At 69.2% G+C, this 16390-nt stretch carries 15 protein-coding genes; 5 read left to right on the top strand and 10 right to left on the bottom strand.

The annotated features are described in order from the left end of the window. Window positions 1–61: 61 nt before the first annotated feature. Window positions 62–244, top strand: coding sequence for a hypothetical protein (locus QFZ69_RS23400; protein WP_373461727.1), 183 nt, complete (start codon window positions 62–64; stop codon window positions 242–244). A gap of 363 nt (window positions 245–607) precedes the next feature. Here the strand turns inward: QFZ69_RS23400 and QFZ69_RS18265 are convergent, their stop codons facing one another. Then, window positions 608–2095: a PLP-dependent aminotransferase family protein gene (locus QFZ69_RS18265; RefSeq protein ID WP_306913383.1), complete on the bottom strand. Its 1488-nt coding sequence runs from the start codon at window positions 2093–2095 to the stop codon at window positions 608–610. Window positions 2096–2155: 60 nt separating this feature from the next. On the opposite strand from QFZ69_RS18265, the gene QFZ69_RS18260 reads away from it, so the two are divergent. Beyond that, window positions 2156–2779, top strand: coding sequence for a YitT family protein (locus QFZ69_RS18260; RefSeq protein ID WP_306913382.1), 624 nt, complete (start codon window positions 2156–2158; stop codon window positions 2777–2779). Window positions 2780–2856: 77 nt separating this feature from the next. Here the strand turns inward: QFZ69_RS18260 and QFZ69_RS18255 are convergent, their stop codons facing one another. The 4 genes from QFZ69_RS18255 to QFZ69_RS18240 all read right to left on the bottom strand — a co-directional run bounded on the left by QFZ69_RS18255 (window position 2857) and on the right by QFZ69_RS18240 (window position 10259). Next, on the bottom strand, window positions 2857–3792 hold the full coding sequence (locus tag QFZ69_RS18255; RefSeq protein ID WP_306913381.1) for an Fpg/Nei family DNA glycosylase: 936 nt from the start codon (window positions 3790–3792) through the stop codon (window positions 2857–2859). Beyond that, window positions 3785–8944: a DEAD/DEAH box helicase gene (locus QFZ69_RS18250; RefSeq protein WP_306913380.1), complete on the bottom strand. Its 5160-nt coding sequence runs from the start codon at window positions 8942–8944 to the stop codon at window positions 3785–3787. The genes QFZ69_RS18255 and QFZ69_RS18250 overlap by 8 nt, the downstream gene beginning before the upstream one ends. Window positions 8945–9072: 128 nt before the next feature. Next, window positions 9073–9717: a DUF4232 domain-containing protein gene (locus tag QFZ69_RS18245; RefSeq protein WP_306913379.1), complete on the bottom strand. Its 645-nt coding sequence runs from the start codon at window positions 9715–9717 to the stop codon at window positions 9073–9075. 146 nt (window positions 9718–9863) lie between these two features. Next, a complete protein-coding gene (locus QFZ69_RS18240) occupies window positions 9864–10259 on the bottom strand; it encodes a DUF4232 domain-containing protein (protein WP_306919496.1) in 396 nt (131 codons plus the stop codon). Here QFZ69_RS18240 and QFZ69_RS18235 point away from each other — a divergent pair. Then, window positions 10207–10482: a hypothetical protein gene (locus QFZ69_RS18235; RefSeq protein WP_306919724.1), complete on the top strand. Its 276-nt coding sequence runs from the start codon at window positions 10207–10209 to the stop codon at window positions 10480–10482. The genes QFZ69_RS18240 and QFZ69_RS18235 overlap by 53 nt on opposite strands. Window positions 10483–10602: 120 nt before the next feature. Here QFZ69_RS18235 and QFZ69_RS18230 read toward each other — a convergent pair whose 3' ends face one another. From QFZ69_RS18230 to QFZ69_RS18220, 3 genes are all read right to left on the bottom strand, one after another. After that, on the bottom strand, window positions 10603–11337 hold the full coding sequence (locus QFZ69_RS18230) for a YcnI family protein (RefSeq protein ID WP_373461913.1): 735 nt from the start codon (window positions 11335–11337) through the stop codon (window positions 10603–10605). Between the two features lie 205 nt (window positions 11338–11542). Beyond that, window positions 11543–12166, bottom strand: a complete 624-nt coding sequence (locus QFZ69_RS18225) for a hypothetical protein (protein ID WP_306913376.1) — start codon at window positions 12164–12166, stop codon at window positions 11543–11545. A gap of 209 nt (window positions 12167–12375) precedes the next feature. Then, entirely contained in the window at window positions 12376–12621 is a 246-nt protein-coding gene (locus tag QFZ69_RS18220) for a hypothetical protein (RefSeq protein WP_306913375.1), read from the bottom strand. 317 nt (window positions 12622–12938) lie between these two features. Between QFZ69_RS18220 and QFZ69_RS18215 the strand changes: the two genes are divergently transcribed. Beyond that, window positions 12939–13277: a hypothetical protein gene (locus QFZ69_RS18215; RefSeq protein WP_306913374.1), complete on the top strand. Its 339-nt coding sequence runs from the start codon at window positions 12939–12941 to the stop codon at window positions 13275–13277. 217 nt (window positions 13278–13494) lie between these two features. Next, a complete protein-coding gene (locus QFZ69_RS18210) occupies window positions 13495–14463 on the top strand; it encodes a sialate O-acetylesterase (RefSeq protein ID WP_306913373.1) in 969 nt (322 codons plus the stop codon). A 195-nt stretch (window positions 14464–14658) separates the two neighbouring features. Here the strand turns inward: QFZ69_RS18210 and QFZ69_RS18205 are convergent, their stop codons facing one another. Beyond that, on the bottom strand, window positions 14659–15489 hold the full coding sequence (locus QFZ69_RS18205; protein WP_306913371.1) for a glycosyl hydrolase: 831 nt from the start codon (window positions 15487–15489) through the stop codon (window positions 14659–14661). 64 nt (window positions 15490–15553) lie between these two features. Beyond that, the gene (locus QFZ69_RS18200) at window positions 15554–16285 is read right to left on the bottom strand and encodes a hypothetical protein (RefSeq protein ID WP_306913369.1); all 732 of its coding nucleotides are present in this window, start codon (window positions 16283–16285) and stop codon (window positions 15554–15556) included. Between the last annotated feature and the right edge of the window lie 105 nt (window positions 16286–16390).

The raw sequence follows: 16390 nt of genomic DNA, 5'->3' as shown, positions 1-16390 counted from the left end.
GCACACGGAGTTCTACCTGCACACCGTTGGCCAGTACCTGAAGTACTTCGACGGCAGGCCCGTGGTCTTCACGGACGTCCAGGCACCCGCTGCCTCGCAGACCCAGGACGGGTTCGAGCGGCTCAAGAAGGCCCTCGGTGTGGCCGACCCGGCCCCGGGCGGCACCGTGGACCTGGAGCTCGACGGCGTGGGGGCCTCTCCGGCGAGGTGGACTTCGCCAACGAACACTTCCTGGGCCTGCTGACGGCGGACACCCTGTACCGCTTCTTCGGCCGTAACGCGTTCGGCGCCCCGGTGGGCATGACCGTTCACAATTTCAGCGGCCGCGGGGATTCCGGCGCCATGGCCAAGGCTTGGGGCTTGGGGCGGGTTCCTGGAAAAGGTGTATGTCTAGGACCGAACCGGCGGCCGGCGATGCGCAAATTCGCTGGTGACGCGCAATGTACCTGACGATGCCCGGATTCCGGCGTCGCCAGGTACATTGCGCGACGCGGTGTCGAAAGCGCCTCGCAGGGATTCCGCGCCACGACCGCGCTGCGCCCGTGCCTCCCGCGCCGCGCCCGCGCCGCCCGCGCCTCTCGCCACGGCGGCGCCCGGCCCCCGTCCGTCAGGCGATGGCGACGGCGGGCGGGCTGTTCAGTTCCCGCCGCAACTGCGGTGACGCCTCCAGCCGGTCCTGCGCAGAGCGCAGGGACAGCACAGCGGTCTCGAGCTGCTCCGGAGGCAGGGTGAACGGCACGCGCAGATAGTGTTCGAAGGCTCCGCCGATCCCGAAGCGGGGGCCGGCCGCGAGCCGGATGCCGAATTCCGGGGCGATCACCGTCAAGGCCGTGCTGAGCGGGGCCGGCAGCCGGCACCAGACGGACAGCCCGCCGTCGGGCCGCTCCGTCTGCCAGGTCGGCAGGTGCCCGCTGATCAGCTCCAACACGGTGTCGCGGTTGTGGCGCAGTGAGGCGAGCCGGGCGGGGAGCGGTTCCGTGAGGGCGTTGACAAGGTGGGCCGCTGCTAGCTGCTCCACGACGGGCCCGCCCAGGTCCATGGTGGTGCGGGCCGCGGCGAAGCGCTGGATGAGCGGCTCGCCTGCCCGGATCCACCCGGTCCGCAGCCCGGCCCAGTGCGACTTGCTGAGCGAGCCGATGGAGACCACCGCGGGGCTGAATGCGGCCAGCGGGGTGGAAGGGGCGCCGTCGAGGTTGAGCTCCCGCAGCGTCTCATCGACCACGAGCACGGTGCCCGAGGCGGCTGCCGCCCGGGCGAGTCGCCGGCGCTGGGAATCCGGCATCAGCCGCCCGGTGGGGTTGTGGAAGTCGGGGACCACGTAGGCCATTGCCGGCCGCTGCTGCCTTAAGGCGGTCTCCAGGGCATCCATATCCCAGCCGGGCTCCCCGATCGAAGACGACGGCGGCAGGGGCGCCGGCACGATCCGGCAGCCCGCCGCGCGGATCGCGTCGAGGGCGTTGGGGTAGCTGGGGTGCTCCACTAGTACCTTGGCGGAACGGCTGCCCAGGGTGCGCAGGACGACATTCAGCGCATGCTGGGCGCCGGAGGTCACCAGGATCTGGTGCGCGGTCGTGGGAACGCCGGCGGCCGAATACCGGGCGGCGATGGCTTCCCGCAGCGGGGCGACGCCAAGCGCGTCGTAGCCGAACCCCGGCAGCAGCGCCGGCAGTTCGGTCAACGCGGCGGCAAACGCCCGGTGCACCACCTCCCCGCTGGCAGGCAGGGAGGCATAGGCAAGATCCAGGAGCCCGTCCGGAACGGCCAACCCAGGTGCCCGGCTGAACTCGGATCTGTTGTCCGGCACCGCTCCTTCGGGCCCCCGGCGAGGGATGCAGGTCCGCCCCCGGCTGCCTTGGCCGCTGCTGAGGAAGCCCTGCTCACGCAGCAGCGCGTAGGCGGCAGTCACGGTAGTGCGGCTGACGCCGAGTGTTCCGGCCAGGGACCGCTCGCTGGGCAGGGCGACGTCCAGCGGGACGCGGCCGTCGAGCACCAGCAAACGGACCACGTCGGCGAGCTCCCGGTACGCAGGGGACGCCCCGAGATGCCACTGACCGAGGAGACGGGCCAGCGAGGCGGGATTCAGGGAACCGGACATCAAGCCAGTATTTCAAACTGGCTATGGATTGCAAGGCCAGTTTCCCTTGAAGATGGTGGGATGATGACCCGACGGTTCCTGCAGCTCCTCATTGGCCTCGCCATGTACGGCGTCTCGCTCGCGATGTTCATTCGGGCCGGTCTCGGACTGGATCCTTGGGATGTTTTCCACCAAGGCATCGCGGTCAAGACCGGACTGAGCATCGGCACGGTCGTGGTGATCGTGAGTTTCCTCGTGCTGCTCCTTTGGATCCCGCTCCGGCAATGGCCCGGCGTCGGTACGCTGTGCAACGCCGTGCTGGTGGGGGTCTTCGCGGACATCGGTCTTGCCCTTATTCCGGCGTTCTCGCACCTCGGCGGACAGGCCGGAATGCTCGCCGGGGCCATTCTGCTCAACGGCATCGCCTCGGCCTGCTACATCGGTGCCCGTCTGGGGCCCGGGGCCCGGGACGGTCTGATGACGGGACTCGCCCGGCGCACGGGCTGGTCGGTGCGGGCCTCCCGGACCGGAATCGAGGTCGTGGTGCTGGGCGCCGGCTGGCTGCTGGGCGGCTCCGTCGGCGTCGGGACGGTGCTCTATGCCGTGGCGATCGGACCGCTCGTGCAGCTCCTGCTGCCGCGTTTCACGGTGCCCGAACCAAAAGTACCGACGCCGCTGGCGCCAGGCGTTGCGGTCGCCCCCTGACCACGACGCCGGCAGCCCCACCGGGCAGCGCCCCCGTCCCCCCGGGGCCCGGCGTGGCCTTACCCGGGCAGGCGTGGCTATTCTGAGCCTGGGCCCGGCTGTGGCTGGCACTTGGGACAGAAGTAGGTGTCTCGTTCCTCGGTGCCCCCCGCCGGACCCAGCACTCCGCGCCGGATCGGAGTGCCGCAGTTCAGGCATGGCTGGTGCTCGCGGCGGTAGACCCAATAGCCGGGCAGCCTCGACGTCCGGCCCACGGCAACACCGCGTGGATTGAGGACGGTGGTCCGGCGGCCGGCCCCCACGTTGGCCTCCAGCAAAACTTTCGCATCGGAGATAAGGCCAGCCAGATCGGGCACTGCAGAGACGGGCGATGCCGGGTGGATGCCGGAGAGGAAGCAGGCCTCGCAGCGATAGATGTTCCCGATTCCGGCCAGGTTCCTCTGGTCCAGCAACGCCACTCCGACCGGGACGTCGGGGGAAGCGCGGATCCGCCGTTCTGCCTCCGCCGGATCCCAGTCGGGGCCCAGCAGGTCCGGCCCCAGATGCCCGACGATCGAGTCCTCTTCGGACGTCCGGACCACTTCGAGGATGCCGAGCGAGAAGCCGACGGCGTCTGCCGTGGCGGTGCGCAGGACGCACCGGGCGGTGAAGCCGGGCTTCCGCCAGCGTCCTCCCGGCGGATAGACCTGCCAGGTTCCCTCCATTTTGAGGTGCGAGTGGATGGTCAGCCGGTTCTGGTCTGCCGGGGTGGCTCGTCCGGCGGCCGGTGGTTGGGGCGGGGATTGTCCGGGCTGGTCCGCCGGCCGGGGCTGGTTGTCCGGTGCGGGCGCGGCCGGTCCCTGCAGCCGCATCAGCAGGTGCTTGCCGCGGGGCACCACCTCGGTCACGGTCCAGCCGCCGAGCCGGAGCGTGGCGAAGCGTGGCACCCGGAAGTCGGAGGAGAGCAGTTGCTGGCCGGCCAGGGCCGCGTGCAGCTGCGCGGCGGTGCGGAACACGGAATCGCCCTCAGGCACGGATTCTCAGTCCCTTCGGGGTGGAGTAGGCGCCGGCCTGGGCGAGGGCGGTGGCGATGGGCGTGTCCAGGATGTCGTGGCCGTTGACCTTTTCCATGATCAGTTTGTCGACCGCCCCGCGGGTCACAACGCCGACCAGGGAGGCGCCCGCCGCAGTGAGGGTTTCGGTATCTTCGCTGAAGGCCAGCAGGGTCTTGCCGCCGCGTTCCACATACAGGACCAGGGCGCCGTCGACCAGCACCACGAGCGCTCCCGCCTTCCGGCCCGGGCGGTGGCCCGTCCCCGCGTCGACGTTGAGGGCCGGCCAGGGCAGCGCGGCGCCGTAGGGGTTGGCCGGGTCCGTTGCGGCGAGGGCCAGGGCAGTCGGCTCGGGTTTGTGCAGCTCGGTGTCCTCGGCGTAGGACCGCAGCCGGTCCACGGTGGCCGGCACGGCAAACTGGGCAGCGCCGAGATGCTCGATGAAGTAGCCCCTCCGGCACCGCCCGGCCTCTTCCAGCCGGGCCAGCACCTTGTACATCAGCCCGAAGCCGCCCAGGATGTTTTCCGCCATGACGGAGCCGCGGGTGACCACCCCGTACCGGTCCAGCAGGAGTTCGGCCGTCGCCCGGGCATGGATGGTGGGGTCCAGTTCGGGGGCAGGCAGCGCCGACCAGCGGCCCGCGGCCAGCGGCGGGGTCGGCGCGGAACCGGTGACCGATCCGTAACGGCCGCCGGTCAACCCGGGCGATCCCATTAGCCCGGTGCCGTGGGCGCGCCCGAGCCTGCTCAACCGGGGGGCGCGGGCCCGAGGAGCCCGGGCCACCTGCCGGTGGGCGGTGTGGCCGCCGGCAATCAGGGCACGGACCGGGGCAAAGGTGTCGCCGGTGACCCGGCCGGACCAGACAAGGTCCCAGAGTGCTGAGACGACGTCCTGGTCGCTCAGTACCGAGTCCATGCCGCCGGCGATCTTGGTCAGTTGCCGGAAGAAATACCCGCCGCCGTTGTTCCGCAGGTGGTCCAGCAGCCGCAGCTGCACGTCACCGGGCTCGAAGTCGACGGCCGGGTTCAGGGTCAGCTCTGCTGAATCGGCAAGATGCAGGCTCATCCAGCCGTCGCTGCCCGGCAGTGAGCCCGCGCCGGACCAGAGAACTTCCCCGGCAGCCATGAGCTCGTCGAGCATGGCCGGCTGGTAGCCGGACACCCGGCTCGCCAGGACCAGCGGTTCCCACGCCGAGGCCGGGATGGGAACGCCGGAAAGCTGGTCGACGGCGGTGATGATGCCGTCCAGTCCGCGCAGTGCAGACTGGCCGCGCCGGCCGGGAGCGAGGACGTTCTGCCAGGCGGGCAGGAAGCGGCCGAATGCGGCGGCGTCCACCGGCTCGACCTCGGCCCGGAGCGCGGCGAGGGAACGGCGGCGGAGCCGGCGCAGGACCTCGGCGTCGCACCATTCACTGACGCCGGCCAACGACGGCGCGGCGGGGGACTGCTGGATCCCGGGACCAGCATCCGGGCGAGCGAGGGTCCCGGCGCCCGCCGCGGTCGGTTCCGGGGCTGCGGCGTGGGGGCGGAACTCGCCCTCCACCACGCGGCCGTCCGCGGCGAGCCTTTTCAGTGCGGTGCCGACGACGGCGACCCCGAGTCCCAGCCGGGCGGCCGCCTCGGCGGAGGTGAAGGGGCCGTGTGTCCGGGCGTAGCGCGAGACAAGGTCGCCCAGCGGATCCGCGACGGGTTCGATGAAGGCCAGCGGGACACCCAGGGGCAGGGGGACGCCGAGGGCGTCACGCAGGCGGGCCGCGTCTTCCACGGCGGCGAAGCGTTCCACGCCGCCCACGTTGACCTTGATGGCACGGTTGGCTCGCTGGAGGGCGGCGAGGTGCGCGGCGGCGTCGACGACCAGGATTTCCAGAGCTTCAGGTGCGGGCTCCGCAGATTGGAGCTCCGGGTCCGGCCCGACCGCGCCCGGCGGCGCCGGCGCCGGCGGCGGCGAAACCGGCGGCGAAGGCTCCGCCGCGGAAGGCTCCGCCGCAGCAACCGGCTCGGCCCGCGGTTCCAGGCGGGCCGCGACCTCCGCCGGGGTGAGCGGGCCCAGCAGCCGGAGCAGGTCCGCCACCCCTTCCAGGCCGCGGACCTTCCGGTCCGGGGCGAGTCGCTGCAGCTCCCGTTCGGTGGCTTCGATGACCTTGGCGTCGAGCAGTTCGCGCAGCTCCACCCGGCCCAGGAGCTCGTTGAGCAGGGTGGAATCGAGCGCCAGCGCGGCCGCCCGGCGCTCGGCGAGCGGGGAATCCCCCTCGTAGAGGAACTGTGCGACGTAGCCGAACAGCAGGGACTTGGCGAACGGCGAAGGCTGCTGCGTGGTGGTCTGCACGATCCGCAGTTCGCGCCGCTCTACGGAGGCCGCGATGTCCTTCAGGGCGGGGAGATCGTAGACGTCCTGCAGGCATTCGCGGACCGTTTCCAGCACGATCGGGAAGGTCGGGTATTTCCGTGCGACGTCCAGGAGCTGGGCGGAACGCTGCCGCTGCTGCCACAGCGGCTGCCGTTTGCCCGGGTTCTGCCGGGGCAACAGCAGTGCGCGGGCGGCGCACTCGCGGAACCGGGAGGCGAAGAGGGCGCTCCCGCCGACTTCGGCGGTGACGATCTGCTCGAGTTCCTCCGGGTCGAAGAGGAACAGTTCGGCTCCGGGCGGTTCGTCTTCCATCATGGGCACCCGCAGCACGATGCCGTCGTCCGCGGCCATGGCGGAGCCGTCCGTCCCGTAGCGCTGGTGCAGGCGCTGCCCGACGGCCAGCGCCCACGGCGCGTGCACCGGCATGCCGAAGGGGCTGTGCAGCACGACGCGCCAGTCGCCGAGTTCGTCGTGGAAACGCTCCACCACGAGGGTCGTGTCACTGGGTACCATTTCGGTGGCCAGTTTCTGTTCGGCGAGATACTGGATCAGGTTGTTGGCGGCGAAATCGTCCAGTCCGCTGGCCTTGCACCGCTCCGTGGCCGGCCCGACGTCGGACGCGGACAGTTCGCGCACAAAGGCGCCGAGCGCCCGGCCCAGGTCCACCGGCCGGCCGAGGGAGTCACCCTTCCAGAAGGGGAGCTTTCCGGGCTGGCCGAAGGCGGGGGATACCAGGACCCGGTCATGCGTGATGTCCTCGATCTTCCAGCTGGTGGCGCCCAGGGCAAACACGTCCCCGACGCGGGATTCGTAGACCATTTCCTCGTCCAGTTCGCCCACCCGGCGGCCGCCCTTGGCCGCGGCGGCGGCGGGGCTTGCGGCCCGGCCATCGGCGCTGGCCGTGCCGGAGGAGCCAGCCCCGCCCGAGCCTTCCGTTTCCGTGCCGATGATGTAGACCCCGAACAGGCCGCGGTCCGGAATAGTGCCGCCGGAGGTGACGGCCAACCGCTGGGCACCGGGCCGGCCTTCGATGGTGCCGGCGTTGCGGTCCCAGATGATCCGGGGCCGCAGCTCCGCGAATTCATCGGAGGGGTAGCGCCCGGCCAACAGGTCCAGGGTGGCTTCAAAGGCGGAGCGGGGCAGGGAGGCGAAGGGTGCGGAGCGGCGGACCGTGGAGAACCATTCCTCCACATCGATGGACCCGAGCGCGGTGGCGGCGACGGTCTGCTGGGCCAGGATGTCCAGCGGATTGGCCGGGACACTGAGCCGCTCGATCTTACCGCCGAGCATCCGTTCGACCGTGATCGCCGTGTGGACCAGATCCGCGCGGTGCTTGGGGAACAGCACGCCCTGGGAAATTTCGCCGACCTGGTGGCCGGCGCGGCCCACGCGCTGCAGCCCGCTGGCAACCGAGGGCGGCGACTCCACCTGGACCACGAGGTCCACGGCGCCCATGTCGATGCCCAGTTCCAGGGAGGACGTGGCGACGACGCAGCGCAGCCGGCCGGATTTCAAATCATCCTCGATCAGGGCCCGCTGGTCTTTGGAGACAGAGCCGTGGTGGGCCCGGGCCAGTACCGGATCGGTTCCGGCCGTGCTGCCGGCCTGGGCCATCATATGGGCCGGGGTCGCGGTCGACGTCGGAGGTACCGTCGACGTCGGAGGTGCGGCCGGCAGCGACACGCCGCCGGACGGCTCCGTCGGCCCGCGCCGCCCATCGAAGTCCGCAGCGGCGGCGCCAAACTCGTCCCAGCCGCCGCCGGCCGCCACGAGCTGCCGCTCGGCATAGATCTCGTTGAGCCGGGCGGTCAGCCGTTCGGCGAGCCGGCGGGAGTTCGCGAACACGATGGTGGACTGGTTGGCCAGCACCAGGTCCACGATCTTCTCCTCCACATGCGGCCAGATCGACGCCTGCGGCTGGAGCCCGGACGCCGGACCGGAATCGAAGGCCCCCGCCGCGCCCTGGAGATCGGACATGTCCTCCACCGGGACGGACACTGTCAGGTCCCAGTTCTTCTTCGAAGGCGGGGCCACGATTTCCACCGGTGCGGAACCGGCCAGGAACTGCGCGACGAGCTCCTTCGGTTCCACCGTGGCCGAGAGCCCGATCCGCTGGGCGGGTTTGGCCAGCAGCGCGTCGAGGCGTTCCAGCGATACCGCCAGATGGGCCCCGCGCTTCGTGCCGGCGACGGCGTGGACCTCGTCCACGATGATGGTGTCCACCTCGCTGAGCGTCTCCCGGGCCTTGGAGGTGAGCATCAGGAACAGCGACTCGGGCGTGGTGATGAGGATGTCCGGCGGGTGGCTGAGCAGTGCGCGGCGGTCCGACGCCGGGGTGTCCCCGGAACGGACGCCCACGGTGATTAACGGAGCGGGCAGGCCGAGACGTTTGGCGGTCTGCGTGATGCCGATGAGCGGGGCCCGCAGGTTCCGTTCGACGTCGACGCCCAGCGCCTTCAGCGGTGAAATGTACAGCACTCGGGTGTTCCGCTTCGGCGTCTTGCGCCGGATGCCCTTCGCGGCGTCGAGGCCCGGCAGTTCAGCGGGCTCCGCCGGGGCCGAGACGAGCAGCCGGTCCAGCGCCCAGAGGAAGGCCGCGAGCGTTTTGCCGGAGCCCGTGGGCGCGACCACGAGGGCGTGTGATCCGGAGGAGACCGCGTTCCAGGCGCCGTTCTGGGCCGGGGTGGGCGCGGAAAAAGCGCCCAAAAACCAATCCCGGGTCGGCTGGCTGAACCGGTCCATGGCTTCGGCTGTGAGTGCGCCGCCAGCGAACTGCTGCCCCTTCATTCCTCCATCATGCCCTACGGCACCGACAGTATCCGGCGGGCGCCATCGCGGCAGTTCCGGGGGTCTCGCATGAGCGGGGCGGGCCGCCTGCAGGGTGACAGGTCCCGGCCTGACCGGGCCCGTGGAGCCTACTTGGCCTGGAAAGCGCCGATAGTCAGCAGGCCGACGCCGGTGTTGCTGCAGGCATCCCGGGGACTGGCGACGAACAGGGAAGCGGTGTCTTCCGGCGGATAGATCCGGAAGCCGGCCGCCGGGGTCCGGGTGCAGTCCGGGTAATTGGAGGCCTGCGTGTAGCGCAGCGTCGCAGTGCCTGCCTTGCCCGGCGCCAGCAAGATGTCGGTGACGGGAGTGGAACCGTCACGGGTAGCGGCGGCACCGATCGGGTCGCCGTTGGCGTCAGCGGTCAGGGAGACCCCGGGGTAGCCCTTGAGCAGGCAGGGTTCGGCTCCGGAGTTTGTCAGGACCAGCTGCAGGTAGACGCTGCCGGCTGCGCCACCGCCGGTGGAATCCGTGGCGGCCGTCAGGTTGGCGGACTTGCACATCGCGGGCCCGGCCTGGGGCGCCGGCAAGGGGGAAGCCGCCGACGGCTCGGGTGTCTGGGTTCCTCCGGTCGCGGCTGCGGCTGTGCCCTGCGTGGACGGCGAGCTTGCCGTGGGGGATGCCGGTTCACTGGCAGCAGGGGCAGGGGAACTGCCGCAGCCATTGAGCAGGAGCACTGCCGCGGCAGCAACCGATGTGAGTGCCAGTCCGTTTTTGATTCGCTGAGCCGTCATGGCACCACTCTTACGCCCACTGTTGGCTGAGTCAACGACGCCGCGTCGGCGGCGCCGGATTGATGCTCGGATTGTGATCGCCGAGCATCAGCCGAGGTCAGCTACTTCTTGGCGCGGACGCGACGCCGTCACGGGAGGCCGTGGGGCTACCTGGCTTGGAAAGCTTCAACGGTCAGCAGCGCAATGCTGGGATTGGCGCAGGCGTCCCGCGGCTCAACGATGAACAGGGACGCGGTGTCTTCCGGCGGGTAGATCCGGAAGCCGGCGGCTGCAGTCCGGGTGCAGTCCGGGTAGTTGCCGGCCTGGCTGTACTGCAGCGTTGCGGTGCCCGCCTGGCCAGGCGCGAGCAGTACTTCCGGAACCGGAGTGGAGTAGTCACGAGTCGCAGCGGCACCGATGGGTTCGCCGTCGGGGCCAGAGGTCAGCGAGACTTCGGCGAAGCCCGTCAGGAGGCAGGGCTCCGCTCCTGCATTGGTCACGATCAGCTTCATGCTGACGTTGCCGGCCGCGCCGCCGCCGGTGGAATCCGTGGTCGCTGCCAGGCTGGCGGCCTGGCAGCGCGCGGTCCCGGCCGGCGCGGGAGCTGGCGGGGAAGCCGGCGTCGGCGCGGGGGTCTCCGTGCTGGCGGGAGCTGTGCTGGCCGACGGCGGGCTCGCCGTGGCGGACGCCGGCTGGCTCGGCGTCGGGGAGGGCGTATTGCCGGACCCGCAGCCGCTGAACATGAGCGCGGCCGCTGCGGCGGCGGTAAGTGCCAGTCCGTTCTGAATTCGCTGAACCGTCATGGCACCACTTATGCCCCCTCCCGGGGGCGTAGTCAACGGTGCGACGGCGGGACGTGCCGGATTGATGCCCGGATCGTAATTTCCGGGCACCAATCGCGGTCAGCTACTTCTTGGGAATCGGCACGGGGACCGGAGCGGACTGTCGGCCCCGGCTCCGCAAGAGGGCGATGCCGCCGAGAACCAGACCGCCGAAACCGGCTGCAAGGGCGGCCCAGCTCCGCGCCTGGGCGCCCGCGTCATCCGCCGCGGCGGCATCGGATGCGCCGGACGCGGCACCCGGCGCGGCGACGGCCGCAGTGTCGGCCGCGGTGTCGGACGAAACAGCGGCGCGGTCGTCGTGCCCGGCTCCGGCCGGGGCGGCTTCGGTGACGGTCACAGCGGGTGCCGGGGCCTTGAGAGCGTGTGCATCCTGGCCTTCCGGCGCGATCTCGGACCAGTCCGTCTGGCCCTGTTCGCAGTTCTGCAGGGTCGGGAAGTACAGCGTCTTCCCTGCGGCATCAGGCAGTTTGACGGAGAGCACCAGCGCGTCACGGAGCTCCGGCTCCAGAGGCGCCTTGGCCGTGTAGATGATCTGGCTGGTGCGCTTGGTAATGGTGGCGCCGTCTGCCGTTTCCTTCGGCTCGGGCAGCTGCTCGACGACCTTCTGGACCGTCCAGTTCGGGTTAACGGTGGGCTGGGCATCGTCCAGCTCGGCGGGGAGCGTGATGGTGATTTTCGTGGTGCCGGACTCTTCGCAGCCATGCGGGACGCCGAAGGTCAGCAGGGCGTAGGAGTTAGCGGTGGTTTTGTCCGGGTTGATGCCGACGTGTGCCGAGGCGCCGCTCATCCCCGCGAGCATGAGGGCGGCGGTGCTGCCGGCCACGGCCGAGACAGAAAGCGTGCGGCGCAGGACAAACGAACCTGTTGATTTCTTCAAGGGATGGGCCTTTCGCTGGTGCGTGCAGCCCGCGTTGCGGGCGCACAAAAAGGGGGTGCCGTGGCGGCACGGCGAGTGCCCGGGCTGGAGCTGGTCGGGAGGACGTGCGGCCCGGTCAAGCGGAAGGTCAGGAGAGGACGACGGCGGACGGTGGCCCGCGGCGGCAATCGAACCGGAGGTTCCGCCAGGGCAGAGGTGCAGCCTCCGCCGGCCAGATAGCCACCGCCGGCGACGCGACGGCGTCGGGCGTCACCGGAGCAGGGAGCTGGACCAGCGGGCGCAGCCAGGCGGCGAGCGACCACAGGGCGTCCTCGCCCTTCGCAAGGAGCAGGGCGCAGGCGATCGTTGCCAGGGCGTGCCCTGCGAGCATCGCGACGGTGAGCTGGGAATCCGGAATGTGTAGCTCTGCCGGCCCCGCCGCCAGCGGTGCGGTGAAGGGAGCTGCGTGGTGCGATCCTTTAGCCGCGCCGGACGCGGCCGGGGTGAACGCGGAACCGAATACGGAGAAAGCCTCGTGCAGCACAAGCTGCCCGGCTCCCAGCAGGGCCGTCATGGTTGCGGAATTGAGGCGGAGGCGGGTGGCCGCCGTGGCGGCCAGGCTGATCAGGGCGAGCAGGCCGAGCAGGATGCCGGGGGCCGGCAGGTGGCCGCCGGCCAGAACGTGGGCACCGGCTGCCAGCGTCACCGCAGCCGTGGCAAGCATGGCCGAGCGGACGCAATGGAAGGGCGTACGGTCTGCGGGTGGGCGCACGGAATCCTCCCTCATTGCTCGTCGCTGGCGGCGGTTTCCCAAATTCTACCGGCGATGAGGGGAGTGCTTGCCGCTAGTCCGTCTCCGGGCCCCAGCAGTAATGGCAGTCGTCCGGGCAGGCATCGTCAGCCACCTGCCGCGCCGTTGCCCGGGCCGGCCGGCCGGCCAAGGGAGCTTCCTCGGCCTTGGCTCGCCGCAGGACAGGAGCATCAGCTGTCCTCATCGTGCGTTCCCTCCACAGCAACGGCCGTCAGTCGGTAGCCGTCAGTGATGTGGAAGAGTTTCCGGCTACCGCCCTCGGGAGTCACCCAGACGACGGCGCCGTCGGCGGTCCGGTTGTCCACCCGGCCGGTGTGCTCAAGCTGGCCGTTCCGCTGGAGGCGGACGCGGTCACCGATCTGGACGTCGTCCCAATGGGCTGGGCTGGGGGTGGCCCGGTTCTGCTGCAATGTCACGATGCTTCCTGGTGTCATAAAGGGAAAACGCTGGTGTGACCTAGCTAACCCGGTGGGCGGGCGCCGGCTCAATGGACCACTCCACGGCCGAACCGGTGATTCATTGTGCAGGCGTCCAGTCGCCAGGAGGCGGACCAGCCGTCGGAACGTGGTTCGCGGAGGCGGCGGGACTGCTTCCGGGTGGTCGCGGTGCCGACGGCGCCGCAACGGCCGGGCGCGGTCAACGGCATCGCTGCAGGGCGGCAATAATACCTAGGCGGCCTCCCGGCCCGGACTTAGACTTCTCGTACAACGCAAACAACGTCGGGGAGATGGACATGAGCTATTCAGGGACCGGGAACGAGAAGGCCGTCGCGGCAAGTGATCTCAGCCGGGCACATGTTGGACTGACGGTGAGCTTCCAGCCGGACGAATTCACTGTGGTCTTCGGCCGGGTCGGCGCGATTGCGCGCAAGGAGGGCGGCGTGACGATCGCGCTGGAAGGAGTGGACGGTACGGGCGCTCTTCCGTCCCACTACAGCCTGCCTCCGGGCCAGCAGGTCTACGTGCAGCCGGACATGCTCACCAACACAGAGTCAACCATCAAGGATTTGTTCGGCAAGGTGCAGGACAACCTGCGCGGCCATAAGGGCGACCAGCGGACGGACACCGTCTAAGGTCCGCACCGCCGCCGGCCCTGGGCCAAAGCCTCTGGCGGCCAATCCCAAAAAGGGCGCGGTGAACCATAGTGGGAAAGGGCTGTCATCGGGGTGCCACGTTGGCTCGTGCCCCCACTCATTAGCGAGGAAATACGTTTGTGCTGGATTCCCAGGCTAAGGTCATGGCCTGCGCGCCCCGACCACCTTCGGGCATTGCAATCTGGAGGCATGTTTGATGGCGGCTGTTCACCGCGTTCGGCCGCTACTCGACCTGCTTCGAGTGTTCCTCATTGTCGTTCTCATGTTTGTCCTGGCGCCGGTGTCCGCACCGCAGGTGCCGGATGCATCTCCTGATACAGCACCCGGGACGGCAGAACCGCCCCGTTCGACGGACGGCCGCTACGGACCGGAGCGGCGCGCCGTCCTGCATGTGTTCCTGGCGGTGGGGCAGTCGAACATGTCCGGGCGCGGCCTTCCCCTCAGTGGCACCGATGACAGGGTGGACCCGCGAATTTTCCAGTACGGCGCGAAACTTCGCACACTCAGGCCGGCAACGGTTCCCCTGGACATGCATGACAATGCAACAGGAATGTCGCCTGCGTCAACGCTGGCCCGCGAGTACTTGAAAACCCAGCCAGCCAACGTCGGGGTTCTCATCATCCCGGCGGCGCACGGCGGCACGTCATTCACCAGCGCCGCTGCCACCCTCAGCTGGTCGGTCGCCGGGGCCTCGGCACGGAAGTTTAACCTCGCGGCGATGGCGGTTGCGCAGACGCTGGAGGGTATGGAAGCGGCGAGGGCGGCCGGTCACGTCGTTGACCTCAAAGGCATCCTCTGGCACCAGGGCGAAAACAACTCGTCGATGACGACCTCCGGATACAGCGCGGAGCTGGACGAACTCATTGCCTTCTTCCGGTCGCGGCTTGCGGCGCCGAAACTGCCCTTTGTAGTGGGAGGCATGGCGCCAGAGGGAATCGCGGCCACACCGGGCAGGGTTAACGTGGACAGGAGCCACCGCGAAACCCCCTCGCGCGTCGCTTACACCGGGTTTGCAGCTTCTATGGCCGGCGGTGTGAGCACGGGGGACAGGAGCCACTTCTCCCGAGTTGGCGTCGAGTACCTGGGGAAAACGTACCTTTCCGCGTACCGGCGAGCCGCAGCCAACATAGCCAAGGGCTCAGTCAGCTCTCGGGCGCATCCATAAGGAAGGTCCTCACTGGCCGCTGGGCGGTGACTTCAATGGGCCCGAGGATGACGATCCGGGAGCAATGCCACTGAAAACGGAGGGTGGCCGGTGCCAGGACCCAGGTGTCGGGGACCACGACCTCATCGGAGAGGAACATGGAAGTTCCCGGGAGGGCCGTGCCCGGGGCCCTTCAGCAGCTTGGCGATGAGCGGCCTAGAGTGATGCGTAAAGCCTGCCCGTTGAAGTCATCTGGCCGTTCAAGCGGAACAGGGCTGAAGTGCTCATTTGGTGGTCCGTGATGGGGCGCGTCTTCCATGCGAACCTTTCCACGAACGGCATTGCGCGCATGCCCACTACGGTTTCACGCATAAACGTTTCAACCTGCTTGCGGGAGTACGCATTGCGGCGCGTTTTGCTTGCCCTCCAGTCCGCGACCGCGTATTCCGTGACCCAGACCGGCCGCTGGTACTTCTCGTGAAGTGCGGCGACTTTCCTGAGGAAACTCTCCGAGTTTGGCCAGGCGTAGCAGTGCATGGTCATGAAGTCGACGCGCAGGTTCTCCCGCTTGGCCCTGAGCATGAACTGCTCCAGCCAGGGGGCCGTTGAGCTGACGGTGGCCGGAGAGCCGAGCCGCAGCCCGGTCGTCTGCAGCAGCGGCCACAGCCGGACAGCCTCATCGACGCTCATGTTGGCCTGAAGCGGGTGGTCGGGTTCGTTGAAGCCGAGGAGGTTCCTGGTTTTCGTCTGCCGCAGTTCCCTGTTCACGTACCCGAGCGCGTCCTTTTCGAGGAGCCGCCGGGCGTCTTTGATCATGGGGACGAAGGGCTTGCCGGTGTAGGTCCGAGTGGACTGCCAGGTGTAGTACCAGTCGGCGTTGAGGCCTTTGATCTGCTGGAAGGACAGGGCGTCGCTGCCACCATTGGATGCGCCTTTGAGCGCCCGGGCGCGCGCAGGCGCGGCGTGCGCAGATCCGGCTCCGGCCGCGAGGAGTCCGGGCACTGCCAGGGCGGCCAGTGGGAGGGTGAGGAATTGTCGGCGTTCCATGTGATTCCTTCGTGGGGTGTGAAACGCTGGGCTCCGCGGTTGGGTGTGCCCTGTTCGTTTGGGGTTAGCGGACGTAGGCAGGGTAGTTCGCACGCAGCGCCTTCAGAGCGACGGTGTACGTGGCGCCTGCTCCCGCGAAGGCGGTGCGGGTGGCCGCGAGCCGGGACTCGTTACCCGCTACCGTCTTGGCGTAGCGGGTCCGGAGGGCTGCTGTGCTGGTCTTGTAACCGGCTACGGCTTTCGTTTGAGCGTCCGCGAGTTCGGTTCGCTTGATCGCGTAGTCGGCCTGGGATTTGGTGTACCCGTCCCGGAGTGCGGCCACTCGCGCGTCCCGGGCAGGGGCTTCCCTGGCGTAGGCGTCTTTTATCCGGGCCCGGGCCGCCTTGTAGTCGGCCTTGGACTGGGTGTACCCGTCTTTGAGGGCTTCGATGCGGTCGGACTTGCCCCGGTATGCGCTGTCGTATTCTGCCTTCAGCTGAGCCTTAGCCGCTTCGTAATCTGCCTTGGATTTGGTGTACCCGTCCCGGAGCGCCTGGATGCGGGCGTCCCGGCCGGGAGCTTCTTTGGCGTACGCCTTTTTCAGAGCGGCGAGTTCAGCTTCGTAGCTGGCGACGTATTTCGTGTAGACCGCTTTCAGCTGGTTCTTAGCGGCCATGGTTTTCGCCGCGGCATAGTCTTTGGCGTAGGCGACCTGCTTCGCGCTGCGCGTCGTCTTGGCCTTCGACACTGCGGCGTCGTAGGCAGCCCTCTTGACGGCGTAGCTGGCGTGTTCGTTCGCGACGGCCCGGTCGAGCACTGGCCTCTTCCGGTTGTTCGCTTCGGTCAGCGCGGCGATGGATTTGGAGTAGGTCGTGGTCTTGACGTCAAAGGCTGCCCGCTCTGCTGCGATCGCGGCGTCCAG

The organism is Arthrobacter sp. V1I7 (genome assembly GCF_030817015.1).
GTDB lineage: Bacteria > Actinomycetota > Actinomycetes > Actinomycetales > Micrococcaceae > Arthrobacter.
Note: the sequence above shows the minus strand (reverse complement) of the source record. Positions and strands in the feature narration are given on the sequence as shown.